At 40.3% G+C, this 15,493-nt stretch carries 12 protein-coding genes; all 12 read left to right on the top strand.

Going from position 1 to position 15,493, the window contains the following annotated elements; genetic code table 11:
- The first annotated feature begins 236 nt into the window (after positions 1-236).
- Positions 237-833: a Pvc16 family protein gene (locus tag BW976_RS10095; RefSeq protein ID WP_076373035.1), complete on the top strand. Its 597-nt coding sequence runs from the start codon at positions 237-239 to the stop codon at positions 831-833.
- Positions 830-2,002, top strand: a complete 1,173-nt coding sequence (locus BW976_RS10090; protein WP_076373033.1) for a hypothetical protein — start codon at positions 830-832, stop codon at positions 2,000-2,002. The genes BW976_RS10095 and BW976_RS10090 overlap by 4 nt, the downstream gene beginning before the upstream one ends.
- A 12-nt stretch (positions 2,003-2,014) precedes the next feature.
- The gene (locus BW976_RS29780; RefSeq protein WP_076373031.1) at positions 2,015-4,027 is read left to right on the top strand and encodes a phage tail sheath C-terminal domain-containing protein; all 2,013 of its coding nucleotides are present in this window, start codon (positions 2,015-2,017) and stop codon (positions 4,025-4,027) included.
- 51 nt (positions 4,028-4,078) lie between these two features.
- Complete coding sequence (locus BW976_RS10080) at positions 4,079-4,510, top strand: phage tail protein (RefSeq protein WP_076373029.1); 432 nt, start codon at positions 4,079-4,081, stop codon at positions 4,508-4,510.
- Between the two features lie 2 nt (positions 4,511-4,512).
- The gene (locus BW976_RS10075; protein ID WP_076373027.1) at positions 4,513-5,037 is read left to right on the top strand and encodes a phage tail protein; all 525 of its coding nucleotides are present in this window, start codon (positions 4,513-4,515) and stop codon (positions 5,035-5,037) included.
- Between the two features lie 36 nt (positions 5,038-5,073).
- Positions 5,074-5,241 (top strand): DUF5908 family protein, encoded by a 168-nt coding sequence (locus BW976_RS29325; RefSeq protein ID WP_175614089.1) that lies wholly within the window; start codon positions 5,074-5,076, stop codon positions 5,239-5,241.
- Complete coding sequence (locus BW976_RS10070; RefSeq protein ID WP_076373025.1) at positions 5,241-5,960, top strand: CIS tube protein; 720 nt, start codon at positions 5,241-5,243, stop codon at positions 5,958-5,960. The genes BW976_RS29325 and BW976_RS10070 overlap by 1 nt, the downstream gene beginning before the upstream one ends.
- Positions 5,961-5,963: 3 nt before the next feature.
- Complete coding sequence (gene vgrG, locus BW976_RS10065; RefSeq protein ID WP_076373023.1) at positions 5,964-7,760, top strand: type VI secretion system tip protein VgrG; 1,797 nt, start codon at positions 5,964-5,966, stop codon at positions 7,758-7,760.
- A 112-nt stretch (positions 7,761-7,872) separates the two neighbouring features.
- Positions 7,873-8,163, top strand: coding sequence for a PAAR domain-containing protein (locus BW976_RS10060; RefSeq protein WP_076373021.1), 291 nt, complete (start codon positions 7,873-7,875; stop codon positions 8,161-8,163).
- Between the two features lies 1 nt (position 8,164).
- Positions 8,165-8,572, top strand: a complete 408-nt coding sequence (locus BW976_RS10055; protein WP_076373019.1) for a GPW/gp25 family protein — start codon at positions 8,165-8,167, stop codon at positions 8,570-8,572.
- Complete coding sequence (locus tag BW976_RS10050) at positions 8,572-12,438, top strand: hypothetical protein (protein ID WP_076373017.1); 3,867 nt, start codon at positions 8,572-8,574, stop codon at positions 12,436-12,438. Before BW976_RS10055 ends, BW976_RS10050 begins: the two co-directional genes overlap by 1 nt.
- Positions 12,431-15,490: a hypothetical protein gene (locus tag BW976_RS10045; protein ID WP_076373015.1), complete on the top strand. Its 3,060-nt coding sequence runs from the start codon at positions 12,431-12,433 to the stop codon at positions 15,488-15,490. The genes BW976_RS10050 and BW976_RS10045 overlap by 8 nt, the downstream gene beginning before the upstream one ends.
- The last annotated feature ends 3 nt before the right edge of the window (positions 15,491-15,493 follow it).

Genomic DNA, 15,493 nt, shown 5'->3' with positions numbered 1-15,493 from the left:
GGATGTAAATATTAGCTAACTACCTCAATAACAGAATAAATAGTTGTCATAGCGACACAATAAAGTCGCGTAAAACTACGCAGTCATTTAAGGTATTTTTCGTAAAAGTACGCGCGTTAATTAATAATTAAGCACCTAGCTTTATATCATAATAATTCTCCCTGAAATTATTAACCTGCTGTTTTATACATCCTTTTTATAAAACAGAACTTTTAACCGACAAACCTTATAACGCCATGATAGATCAGGTTTTAACATTCTTGAACACGCAATTGGATAGCTACCTTAGGTTAAAATTGGATCCCGCCAATAGTAACTCTTTCATTCAGGTAGCCAATATTGCCTGGAATGATAGTGATACCTCTGGATCTAACGGAACAAACAGCCCTTCGAATGCGTTCATCACACTGGTAAATATTGAAGAGGACAGGATTAGTAAATCACCCGAAAATTATATTCGGCAGGGAAGTGAAACCACCTACAAGAATCCTAAAATATACCTTAACCTTTATGTACTGTTCGCAGTTAACCTGTCATCTTATACAGAGTCATTAAAGCGGCTTTCTTACATCATCCAGTTTTTCCAATACCAAAATGTATTTACACCTCTCGGCTCACCCGATTTACCTGCCGGAGTCGAAAAACTGATCATGGATCTCAATACATTATCGTTCCAAGATATGAACAATTTATGGGGTATACTGGGTTCAAAATACCTGCCATCTGTAATGTATAAAATGCGGATGATCAGTATAAGTGAAGAATTTGCACAGGGCAATGCTCCACTGTTACACGAAATTATTGTTAACGACAAAACGCTGCAAACGTTATGATAGATATCAATTTTGGAAACCTGTTCACGGTTGAACTATTGCATAGTTACTATAAGGATCAACTATGTCCCGACTTTAATATTTCGGCTTCGAACCAAACCGTAAAAACTTTAAGTGGCCATCAAATAATAACCAGGCAGTATTATAACCAACTAATTGCCGGAGCAAACTGTGATGGCAAAGTAAACCCACCAAAACCATTTATAGCGATTGAAGAAGGTACCCAGTTTACCTTCTTTATGCAACTTAATAATCCTGTATTTTTTAACTATACCAATTTATCATCAACGGCGCCCGGCAAAATTTACTATTTCACCAATAGAAATAATAATATAAATAGTGGAAAAACTTTTCTATCCAGCAAAATATCGGCTTATAATGCCGCCAATACCTATGCCCCAGGTGATTTAGCATTAAATGGTACTGGCACTACATACCGGGCTATTAGCAGCAGTAAACCCGGCAATAGTTTTGATCTTACAAATACCGATCATTGGATGGCCGTTGATAGCAATCAGTATCTTTCGGAAAATGATGCTTTACAATGGATGCCTTCCATATCATTATATCAATTAGGGTCTCCACAACCATCGGTCAACCTATCTGTATTAGGTTATGATAGCATTACAACTGCTTATACCCAATCTGTACTTTCAAAAACGATAGCTTTTGCAAACCCGGCTTCCTCATTTACGCTTGACCTGAGTTTTTTACAGCCAGGAAAATACTCATTGACAATTAACGGAGCCCAACAATGGATCTACATTAATGACGAACTTACTGATGGTAAAACCTTTGCCGTAATTGACATTTTTAATGATACAGCACCAGCTTCATCTGCCATACTTGATGATAGTGGCGCCCTTCTCAATCCAGCCCCTCATTATAACATTTGCTTTTTAAGTCGGGCAACTATTTGGAAATATATTCTGGCAAGTAACCAACCCGGAAATATTAATGACACCGCAAATTTATATCACTTTGCTAATCCCGCAAGTGTAATAACCTCACTTACACCAATTCCCCTAAGCAATAAGGCATTGAATTTAAAATTAACATTAAATAATCATGATTATTCTCCAATTGCTTGTGCAGATCCTCAGAGGCTCGTCACAATTACAAAGGGCACCGATACTTATCCATGTTCAGAGATTTTTTTAAACTTTTAAAAACCGATAAATATGTCACAAATAAACGAAAGCACAATTAAAACTCCAGGGGTTTATGTGAATGAAATTCCATCCTTTCCGCCATCTATCGCTCAGGTGGCCACTGCGGTTCCGATATTTATCGGATACTCGCAAGTTGCAACAAGAAATGGAAAGAGTGTGGTTAATCAGGCCATACGTATCTCTTCGCTTGTTCAATATGTACAGTATTTTGGGGCCGACTTTCCTAATCTAACCGCTAATGTTGCGCTTAATGCAGATAATAGCGTAGATACGGTAAGTATATCGCCACGATACCAGTTGTATAACGCGGTAAGAATGTTTTACAGTAATGGCGGAATTAACTGCTATATTATTTCTGTAGGCACTTACAAAAATGACGGCTCCGTTCTTATAACTGACTTTATTGACGCCGGCAAGATCAGAGCTTTTGAAGTTTTGCGTAAAGAGGATGAGCCAACGCTGATAGTTATTCCTGACGCTATTTTGTTTGGTGTCAATGATTTTAATAATCTGGCTACAACATCGTTAAAAGCATGTGCCGATCTGCAGGACAGGTTTACGATACTGGATATACTTAATGGCGATCAGGAAAGATCTTATGACAATGCAGATGTCATCACCGTTTTCAGAAACGGTATAGGTTCGGCCAACCTGAATTATGGCGCCGCTTATTACCCGTGGTTACGTTCAAGTTTGTCATACTCTTTTTCTTATCGAAATATCCAGGTACAAAAACCAGCCGGTACCAATGTGCCTACAAAAGATATTGTAACTAATAATGTTTTTGTAACACAAATTGACAGAGCAGTAACTGACCTGAATACGCATATCAACACTTTTGTTAATACTCCTGGTTTTGGAGCTCCGTTCAATGTGGCACCTTACACCGGGGCAATAACTGATGCTTACGGATTGATACCTTCAACCAGCGATAAGCCTGAAATGACCTTACGATTATCTTATATCAAGGATATGATATTAGGTTTTGTAGCTTTAAACAGCACATTGACTGATTCTGACCCAAGTCACATCTACGGTGGCCGCACAACAAAAGATATTCACAGCAGCTACATCAGAGCAGGGGCCGACGCAACTGATATTTCACCAATGGATCAACTGATTCGTGAACTTCTCCTTTTGGATGAAAGTTTTCCGGGTGGGGCGGTAGGAGCAGCAATCGCAGCGAATTTCACACCGGCATTCCCAAATGCAGCAGGTGTAGTGGCAGATCCAACCATATACGGCACACCAGCACCTGCCGACGCTGCCACTGCAGTAAAATACATTAGATCAAGGGTTAATAATTTGTATTCAGGTGTTGTGAATTCTGTGATGGCATTCATCAATGAAGTGAACCTTCGTTTGCAAAATCTCGAAATTCAATTGAATGATTCAAGTTCCATATACAGCAACATTACAGTAGCTATTGCAAATCAAGGCATTGTAGTACCTCCAAGTGGCGCCCTGGCTGGTATTTACGCATCGGTTGATGGTACAAGAGGCGTTTGGAAAGCACCTGCCAATGTAAGTGTTAATACTATAGTAGAACCATTGGTAAACATCGACGATAATACTCAGGAAGACCTGAATATTGATACAGACTCTGGTAAATCAGTTAATGCCGTACGTGCTTTTACCGGTAAAGGTATCCTGGTTTGGGGGGCACGAACACTGGATGGTAACAGCAACGATTTCAGATACATATCTGTGCGCCGCTTTTACATCATGGTTGAAGAATCTGTTAAAAAAGCAGCTATGCAATTTGTATTTGAACCCAATGATGGTAATACCTGGGTACGGGTACGTGCCATGATCGAAAACTACCTTACTAATCTATGGCGTCAGGGGGCTTTGGCAGGACCGAAACCCGAGCAAGCTTTTTATGTAAAAGTAGGTCTGGGGCAAACTATGACGTTTGATGATATCCTGAATGGAAAAATGATCATTGAAATAGGTATGGCTCCGGTACGCCCTGCTGAATTTATCATCCTGCGTTTCTCTCAGATCCAGCAACAAGCTTAATCGTAACGTTTATTAAAAATTAATTATCAATCAATCTAAAACTTAAATATTATGGCTAATTACCCACTTCCGAAATTCCATTTTAGTGTTGACTGGGGCGGCACACGCATCGGCTTCACTGACGTAAGCGGACTTGATATAACAAACGATATAATTGAATACCGCGACGGCGCAAGCCCGGAGTATCATAAAATAAAGATGCCGGGACAACGCAAATTCAGCAATATAACACTTAAACGTGGCGTGTTTAAATCAGACAATGAGTTTTATAACTGGCATAACTCTATCAATATGAATACTGTTGAGCGCCGCGATATCACCATTAGTTTGCTTGATGAAACATTGGCACCTGTAGTGGTATGGAAAGTAAAAAATGCCTGGCCAACCAAAGTTACATCCACCGACTTAAAAGCCGATGGTAATGAGGTTGCTATTGAAACACTTGAACTGGCACACGAAGGCCTAACAATGCAAAACGAATAGCCATGTTTGATTATCCTTTTACCGGCTTCCATTTCCTGGTAGTATTTGAAATATTTCCACAGGTGCCCAATGACTTCCGTTTTCAGGAGGTAACAGGTTTAACTGTCGACGTGGGTCTGGATACTTATAAGGAAGGTGGCGAGAACCGCTTTGTTCACCGGTTACCCGGGCGTAACACGTATTCAGACCTTGTTTTAAAACGGGGGATGACACTGGTATCAGGTGTAACGGCGTGGTGTCTTGATTCTATCGAGAATTTCAATTATCAGCCTACCAATATGCTGATATCGCTTTTAAACGAAGATCATTTACCGGTATCGTCATGGTACATTACTAATGCCATACCAATCAAATACAGTCTTTCTTCATTTAATGCAGAAACAAACTCGATAGTTATTGAATCGATGACACTTCGTTATGAATATTATAAGACACTCAATCTATCAGCAGCGGTTGGCGCTGCAGTAGGGGCCGTGGCCGATCTATTTGGAGGAGCCAGTGCAAGTGCAAGTATTTCTGTAGGATGATCAATATGTTTTAACAAACCATTTAATAGTAAACCAATGCCAGTTGAAATACGTGAATTGCAAATTACCACAATAATAACCGAAGGTGGGAATACAGGTGCTAGTACACCGTCGTCATCACCTGCTGCTACTGGTGGGGAAGATATTATTGCCAAATGTGTTGAACAGGTATTGGAAATTTTAAAAGAAAAAACAGACCGCTAATGAGCCTGGGTGAATTAAAAAAGATGAAGCTGGTTGCCTATACGGATATCAGTTTTAACACGAAAGCCGACGGATTGGATTACGATGTATTGATCAATCCAGAATCATATGCATTGACTTATGGAACCGAGGTAAATCAAAAAAGTGCCCAGGGCTCCAGTGAAAGTATTACTTCTTTTAGTAAAAGATCAGCACAATCGCTCACCTTCAAGTTCTTGTTTGATGGTACGGGCGTGATAAAAAGGGGAGGTGGCGGATTGTTATCAGGCTTAGCTGTACAGGGATTGCCGGCAGATAAACCGGATGTGGTTCAGGACTTTGAAAAGTTTAAAAGCGTGGTTTATGACTACGACGGTACCACACACCAGCCACGCTATGTTCAACTGCAATGGGGACCACTGCTTTACAATTGTCAGATGACCCGCATGACCTTAACTTTTAAACTGTTCAATCCAGATGGAACACCATTAAGAGCAGAAGCTGATTGTACTTTTCAGGGAGTAATTGACGAAACCAAACTGGCAGCCATTGAAAATCGACAGTCTCCGGATCTGACACATATTCGAACGGTGATTAAGGGTGATACACTTCCTTTAATGTGCTATAAAGAGTATGGAGACAGTAAGTTTTACTACCAGGTAGCACAATACAACGGACTAACCGATTTTAAAAAATTAACAGCCGGAACCAAGATCATTTTTCCACCAATTGCAAAATAAGCCATGTCACTAAGCCAAACATTACCAGGAACACAAAATACCGATCTGGTTACCTTCACTATCAAGGTAAACGGGACAGTATTAGGCGCATCCTATCAGGTGGCTTCCATGAATTTTAGCAAAGAGATCAACCGTATCCCGGTAGCTAAACTGTTGATATACGATGGAGATGCATCAGCACAGGATTTTGCACTAAGTAACCAACCTACGTTAGTTCCGGGCGCAGAAATTGAAATAGCCGTTGGTTATCATGCAGACGAAGCAACTCTTTTTAACGGCATTATTTTAAAACATAGCTTAAAAATAAGAGGGAACGGCTCGCCCATGTTGATCCTGGATTGTCGTGATAAAGCTATAAAAATGACTGTAGCTCGTAAGAATAAATATTTTTATGATACTAAAGACAGTGACGCTATTACGGGGATCATAGGTAATTACGGATTAAGTACTGACATAGAAGATACCAGCACTACACTAAAAGCCATTGTTCAGTATGACAGTACCGACTGGGATTTTATGGTATCACGCATGGAAGCTAACGGAAAGCTTTGTATAGTTGATAACGGTAAAATAACCGCAAAGAAACCTGACTTCAGCTCCACAACCGTACTTGACGCTTTATTTGGGGCTACTATGCTGGAGTTTGATGCCGACCTGGATGCGCGTAATCAATATCAAAGCCTTACCGCCAAAACATGGGATTATACTACCCAGGAAATAGCCACCGCAAGTGCTGCCGAACCTGGTTTTGAAGAGAATGGTAATATTTCAAGCAGCGATCTGGGGGCGGTGTTAAGTGTATCAGAGTATGATTTGTACTCTGGTGAAGATCTTACAAGTGATGAATTACAGAGTTTGGCTGATGGACGTCTTCAAAAAGCGCGCATGTCGCGCTGCCGTGGGCGGGTTCGGTTTCGTGGATATGGTGGTCAGTTAAATCCTGGCGATTTAATCAATATAGGTGGCGTGGGTGATCGCTTTAATGGGAAAGTATTTGTATCGGGTGTGCGTCATGAAATAGTAAATGGAAGTTGGACTACTGATGTACAATTTGGTTTATCAAATGAGCTATTTACCCGCCAACCGGATGTAAATTCTGCACCGGCCGTAGATATGCTACCCGCCATACAAGGCTTACAGATAGGGATTGTGACCGATCTGGAAAATGATCCGGATACGCAAGACCGGATCCGTGTAAGGTTACCCATCATTGATCCGGCTGAAGATGGTATATGGACACGTATAGCCTGTTTGGATGCTGGTAATAACCGGGGGACTTTTTTCCGTCCGGAAATTGGCGATGAGGTAGTTGTTGGTTTTTTAAATAACGACCCCAGGCACCCGGTAGTATTAGGTATGCTGAACAGTAGTACTAAACCTGCTCCATTAAAAGCGGCTAATAAAAACGATGAAAAAGGATATACCTCCCGCAGTGGCATGAAAATGATCTTTAACGATGATGAAAAGTCGTTAAAAATTGAAACACCGGCTGGTAAAAAGGTAACCATCAGTGAGAAGGAAGGCTATATACAGTTGGAGGATGAGAATAACAACAAGGTAACTATGGATTCATCGGCCATAAGCCTTCAAAGTGGAGCTGATATTAAGCTTAAAGCAACCGGTGATCTTACCATCGAAGCTGTAAACATTTCGCTTAGTCCGTCTTCGAGTTTTTCGGTAAGCGCTGGTGGTTCATCTATAAAAGCTGACAGCGGTAGTGCTGCCATATCGGCTCCATCTGTAAAGGTGGAAGGTTCTGGTACTGCCACCATAAAAGGCGGTATAGTTATGATTAATTAGTTAGGGGTGAACCCCCTCTAAATCTCCCCCGATAGGGGAGACTTTAAAAAGATATTTAAAGCCCTCTCCTTTGGAGAGGGTTGGATGAAGTCAATAAACCAATAAACAAGTTATGCCACTCGCAGCAAGAATTTCAGATATGCACGTTTGCCCTATGTTTACAGGGCCAGTGCCTCATGTGGGGGGGCCGATACTGCCACCTGGAAGCCCTACCGTATTAATAGGCGGGTTACCGGCGGCATGTGTAGGTGATATGTGCACCTGTGCAGGTCCGCCAGATGTAATAGCAAATGGCTCTGCGACAGTATTGATAGGGGGTAAACCAGCGGCTCGTATGGGCGACCCAACGGCGCATGGTGGTTCAATTATAATAGGATGTCCAACAGTAATTATAGGAGGTTAACATGGCAGATTCATTTTTAGGAACAGGGTGGAGTTTTCCGCCAACATTTGATTCCACCGCAAACTCGGTGATCATGACCAGCGATGAGGCTGATATACAATTCAGTCTGCAAATATTACTGGCAACACGCAAGGGCGAACGGGTAATGGTACCTGATTATGGATGCAATTTGGATGAGATGTTATTTGAGCCCATGACCACCACCTTTAAAACCTATATCCGCGAAATGATCAAAACAGCCATACTTTATTATGAGCCCCGGATTGATCTGAGTTCGATACAGGTAGATGACAGCCGCGAAACAGAAGGGGTTATTCTGATTATACTGAACTACACCGTTCGCACCACAAATTCAAGGTTCAATTTTGTATATCCTTACTATAAAAAAGAAGGAACAGAAATACACTAATGGCAAATAATTGTTTCGATACCAAACTCTTATCCTATAACGGCACCAGCCAGGCGCAGCGTGCGTTGGATGCCCTTTTGGCTAAATGTGCGCTTGTTGATGAGCGTACAGATGCAGACCTCATTTTGCTTACAAAAAAGTATAGTGCCTGGTTAAACTATTACGATAATACCAATACCATCAATGGCGATTGGCAACAGCTCATGGGCAAAGATATTGCCGTGGTAATTGCAGCAATTGCCGACTGGAGAATAAATGATTATGCATCATTTATCAAATACTTAAATGACACCATAGTTAATGCCCCTAATGATACCGATGCGAAGAATAACTTTAAGATTCTTTTTGATTTTATTTTCTCCATAACCGCCGCGCTTGATGATGCTTATAAACAATTAGCTGATGACCTGAGTTATAAAACCTTTTTATCAGTTTCCATTGTTTCAAAAATAGCAGCGCCGTTAAGCATCCTGTATCAATATTATGAAACATTTGTAGCTGGCTCCCTTATTGATCCTGCTTCAACATACACAGATGCTTCAACCCCGGTTGATGATATTGTTTTTTCACAAAATTTCACTTTTGATCCGTTGGCGGGCGTTTTTGTTATTTCTTCCCAGAAACAATTGGATAATATTTTTACAGTTAATCCTCCCGTTAACGCATTCCCGATAACACTAACAGGCACCTTACACAAAGATATTGACCATATCCTTACACATAACTTATTTACAGGAGCCCTGCAGTCATTTATTTCGGGAGTTGTAAACATAGTAAGCCGTACACCGGCTTATCTATCCGAAGCATTAGACAATTATCCAACCCACGCACCTCATTATGCACTTTACCTGGTTTTCATAAAGTTATTTGGCTTTGCCCAGCAACATTTGAACCAGTATACCAAAAAGCACCTTGACTTTTATTATAAACAGGTTTTACAACTGAGTAATAATGTGGCCGAAGCCGATTTTGTGCACCTGGTTTTTGAGCTGCAAAAAAATATAGATCAGCACTTATTACCTAAAGGCACTTCATTTAAGGCTGGCAAAGATGCCAATAATAAGGATTTATTCTACTCGCTCACAGATGATCTTGTGATTCAAACAGCTAGTGTACAGGCACTAAAATCTATTTATTTAAACAAAGATAATACTCCCGCAACGCTGTATGCTTCATCTATAGCTAATTCAGAAGACGGACAGGGAGGTAAATTACTAAGCGCAGATAATTCATGGTTTCCGTTTGGCAACCCTAAGAACATTCAACAGGCATCCATAGGCTTTTCGGTAGCAGCAAACGTATTATATTTAAATGAAGGTAACCGAATTATAACATTAACCTTTACTTGCGACAGTTTAGCTGGTATCAGTTATACCGATCTCTCCGGAATATTCAGCATACAGCTAACGGGAAAAAAGAGCTGGTATACAGCCCCCGCGTACACAGCTTCCGTTATTAATAATACCACCTTTTCATTAACCGTAGTTTTGGAGGGTGATGCGCCTTCTATAGTTCCATATTCGCCAAAAATACATGGTGGAAATTTCGATGTTATGCTTCCAATGGTGCAGGTGTTGCTTAACAGCTATGCCTCCTATCAAAAAATAAAAATACCCCGGATAAATGCGGTAACAGTATCTGTAACCGTTGATGCCATTAAGAATTTAATACTTCAAAACGATGATGGCAAAATAAACCCGGCAAAACCATTTAAACCATTTGGTGATTTCCCAGAAAATGGCGCCTCATTTATCATTGGCAGTAAGGAGATATTTCAAAAACAATTGACTAAATTAACCATAGATTTCGAGTGGCAAGAGGTTCCATTATCCAAAACAACAGTAAACATATCTTCTTTAGCTAAAGGCGGTTGGACGGCCATTGCAAATGCAACGAGTTTATATGCATCAAGCATTGTTATTACCGACTTGGAACGAAGAATACTCAATCCTCAAATATTTAATGACCTCAATTTACGTAATAATTTAACCGCCGATATTACTTCGGTAATAAATAAAGGTTTAGAATTTGAAACTAATAATGCTCTATTCATGAATATGAGCAATTTGGCTCAAAAGGATCAACCCTTTAATGTTAAAGACATAATAAACAACGGTTTATCCTTTGATCCAAACAAGGTTGTTAAAAACGAAATACCTAACATAATAATAGCTGACCCAACATATATTTACGTTGCAGCAGGGCCGAAAGAGGTTGATATTACCGGCTTAGAACGCGTGGTACAATCGCCTGAAGATTTTACACTTAACGAGGACTATAGTATAACCTCCGTTGATGGTTATATAAAACTGGAGCTCAATGGTAATGATTATAGCCTAAATACGTTTCAAAAAAACATACCACAACCATCGGTTAAGGTTGTTTATGATACTACAGACCCCAATAAAATTGTTGGTTATACCGTTGATACCGCCGCCGCACCAATACCAAACCATCCGGTTTTAAAATCAATAAACGTAAAATATACGGCTGAGGATAGTGTTGTTTTCAGTAATACGGATTTTATTGATCGTAGCAATTTCTTTTATCATCTGGAACCATTCGGTTTCCGTGAGATGCACCCCGCGATTACTGCTGATGCAATTACATTATTGCCGGTTTTTAATATTGAGGATGGAATACCCACAGATGATGGTGGCGAATTATGGATAGGTCTGACTAATGCCCAAGCCGACGAAACATTCTCAGTCCTGTTTCAAGTCTCGGATGGCAGTGCCAATCCACTAAAAAACATGACCCAGGTTAATTGGTATTATTTAAGCAACAACAACTGGCTGTCATTTAACAAACAGTCAGTTACCGATCAAACCAACAATTTAACCAGCTCGGGTTTAGTGATATTTAGTATTCCTGCGGATGCTACGCTCGCTAATAGCCGCGCAGATGATGGATTGATCTGGATAAAAGCAGGTGTGCAACACGATACAGACGCTGTATGTAATTTAATCGCTGTTGATGCAAATGCCGCGAAGGCGCAGTTTGTGCAGGATATTGCCAATAACATCGTATTTACCCAGATACTGTCGCCTAACATAATTAGTAAACCAGCCATTGCAGACGCTGCATTAAAGAAAACACAACAACCATATACTTCATTTGGCGGTCGTGTGCAGGAAACTGATGATCAGTTTTATCAAAGGGTTAGTGAACGCCTGCGCCATAAAAACAGAGCTATTACCACCTGGGATTATGAACGTTTGATACTACAGTATTTTCCACAGGTTTTCAAGGTAAAATGTATTGATCATACCGGTTTTCTGCCTGATGAGAACACCAATCAGCAAAAATATAGCGAGATGCTGGCAGGGCACGTAACGATAATAACCATTCCGGATCTTACACACCTCAATAATGCTAATCCACTCAGGCCATATACCAGCATAGGCTTGCTGACTGAAATAGAGAAATACATTGTAACGTTGACTTCGCCATTTGTAAAACTACACCTCAGTAACCCCTTGTTTGAAGAAGTACAGTTTGAATTTAGTGTTACGTTCCGCGAAAATATCGATCCCGTCTATTTCTCAAACCAGTTAAACGATGAAATTGAGCAATTTTTAACTCCATGGGCTTTTGGCAACCCACAGGCAATTCAATTCGGTAATAGTATTGAAAAATCGGTAGTACTTAACTTTATTGAAGAAAGACCTTATGTAGACTTTATTACCTGTTTAAAGATGAACCATATTATACTTCGCCAGGGTCAGGTAGTCATACAGGCTCAATATGATATAGATGAGGCGGTAGCAAGTACAGCCAGATCCATTTTGGTATCCTACTATAATGAAGAAACTAAAGTAAAACACTTAATTAATTCACCAGCTAACTGTGATTGTAATGGATAAGCAAAAAGTAATCAGCAAAAATCCGGGTTTAACCAACGATCAAAATTATGCTTTTCTCAGAGGGGCCGGCTTGTATTATATTGAAAAGCTTAGCGGTAAAATCTGGACAGACTATAACGAGCATGATCCGGGTATTACTATTTTGGAAGCCCTCTGTTATGCTATAACCGAGTTAGGCTACAGAACTGGGATGCCCATGGAAGATCTGCTTACCGGAGCAGATGGTCAAATAGCATCTTCACAAACTTTATATACCGCCAAAAATATACTGACTCAATCGCCGCTCACGGTTAATGATTATCGCAAGTTATTGATCGATATAGTAGGTGTGCATAATGCCTGGTTTTTGTATGACGACTACTATATCAATAACGACCACAACGTTCCAGCCGGGGAAATAGCGCTTTATGCAGATTGTAAAAAGGACGCCTTATCATACGATCAAACACCACACCCGGTCTATCTGTCAGGTTTATACAGAGTATTACTTGATCTGGATTCAGATCAGCAATTCGGCGATATGAATAATGGTGAGTTGCAGGTTTTAAATCCGGCTAGCGGCAAATTCAAAGGTGGAGATGTTAGTCTTACCCTCATTTTTCCTGTATGGGATGATCCGGGTGTAGCTTCATTATTAAGCATTGATCCTGCATCTGTTTCTGGTGCTATTGCCAGTTTTACAACTGGAAGTAATATTACTATTCAAATTGATTTCAATTACACTTCTGGGGGTTCAAATTCTTCGGCTGTAATAGCAGGCATAGTCGATGTAGACCTGCAACCGTCGGGCCAATTGGTACAATTGAGCGATATTCAGGCTTTCTTTAGTGCCGATTTTACCGTGCAGGTACTTAACCTGTATCTGCTGAAAATTCAACAGGCAAAAAGGATTGTTCAATCGGCTATCCGTACCTTAAATGAAAACAGGAATCTATGCGAGGATTTTGTAAGTGTTAATACTATCAAAGATGAAGAAGTAGCCATTTGCTGCGACATTGAAGTTTCGCCATCTGCAGATATGGAACAGATACAGGCGCAGGTATTTTATGTTATTGAAGAATATCTTAACCCATCGGTGAACTTTTACCTGTTGAGCGAATTACAGGATAAAGGCTATACAACAGATGCCATATTTGAAGGCCCCACACTGCAACATGGATTTATTGATACAACCGAACTGGAGCAGACTCAATTACGTCAGGAAGTATATGCCTCGGATATCATCAGTATGATCATGGATATCGATGGCGTGCTGGCTGCCCGAAACTTTATGATGACCAAATATGGAGCTGATGATAAACCTGTTACTGGTTTAACTGGAAAAAACTGGTGTATGCCCATTACAACAGGTTGTAAACCTGTATTTTCAGAAACAAAATCAAAACTCCTTTTCTATAAAAATCAATTCCCTTATTTACCATCTCTAATCGAGGTGCGCGACACCCTCAAATGGCTGCGTGCTGTAAAAGCCCGTAATAAACTTTCTGGTCATACCGACGACCTTGCTATTCCCTCCGGTAGCTACTACCCATTGAGCAATTACACTTCTGTTGAATACCTTTTACCTCAAACCTATGGTGTAGGTTCGGCAGGGCTTTCAGCAAATGAAAGTGATCAAAGAAAGGGGCAAGCCAAACAGTTACAGGCTTACCTATTATTATTTGATCAATTATTAGCTGATTTCCTTTCACAGCTGAACGGTGCAAAAGAATTGTTTTCAACTGACAATATCGTGCAAACTTATTATGCACAGTTCCTGGGGGATATTAAGAATATTCAACCGATATATAAACAAGATGGGGCAGCCCATACTATTAAACAACTGGTGATGCAAAACCAGGATTCAACCGTTGTTCCGGCAAACAACTGGCAAAACTTATATGAATCAAATGAAGTTTTCACAGACCGCCGCAACCGTTTCCTCGATCACCTGATGAGCCGTTTTGGCGAATCATTCAATGATTATGTTTTGCTGAATTATTCGCTTGATTATGCAACCCAACAGGAATCCAATTTAACACCTGCTGATATGATCGATAGCAAGATCTCCTTTTTGAAGGATTATCCGGTTATAGGCTATCAAAGGGGGAGGGCATTTAATTACTTTCCGCAAAACTACTTTCCGCCTCAACCCGACTTTTCTATTGATACCAGTAAATTATGGGATACAGATAATGTGTCAGGATTGGAAAAAAAGTTATGCCACCTGGGCGGTATCAATAATTTTTATCGCCGGTTCTTGTACTGTATTGGCAACGTCACTATTGTGACTACGAGTGATACACCAGCTAAATATCAGTTTTCATTCAGCAACCAAAACGGGGGAGTGTTAACATCAGTAGCCATTTACAATACACAGGATAAACTGAATAACGCTTTACCCGCATTTATGGATCTTGTTTTAACTGATGAACACTATGCCATTAAACAAACCAGCAGCAACTGGAATATTTACGTTGTCGATAATGAGAATAATAACCTTGCTATAAGTAATGATTTTACATCCCTTGCAGATGCAAATGTAGCTATGGCGCAATTTGTAACAGAGTTTAATAAGGAATGTGATGCCGACGGGCTTCATTTGATTGAGCATTTACTTTTAAGACCACGGAATAACCAATTCAACTTTGCACCGGTATGCCTGGATCAGAACTGTGATTTTTGCGGCGAACAAGACCCTTATTCATTCAAAATGTCTGTAGTGCTACCTTACTGGCCCCTGCACTTCCGGAATTTAGCCTTCCGAAATTATTTTGAAGATATTATACGGCAAGAAACACCCGCGCACACTATGGTGAAAATCTGCTGGATAAATGACCAGTCGATTTATGATTTTGAAAATGCTTATAAAGCATGGATAACGGCTTTAGCAAACTATTCATCTGATAACACCAAAATAGATGATCTGCAGCAAGCCAATGATACCCTGATACAACTGCTGTTTAATTTACATAGCGAATACCCGGTAGCCACTTTGCATGATTGTGCTGAAAGTAAGGACACCAACCCGGTAATGCTGGGCAAAACCACTTTAGGATCTTTAAAAAATTGATAT

The organism is Mucilaginibacter lappiensis, from assembly GCF_900155965.1.
Lineage (GTDB): Bacteria > Bacteroidota > Bacteroidia > Sphingobacteriales > Sphingobacteriaceae > Mucilaginibacter > Mucilaginibacter lappiensis.
The sequence above is the reverse complement of the archived record's forward strand: the minus strand, read 5'-3'. Positions and strand labels throughout refer to the sequence as shown.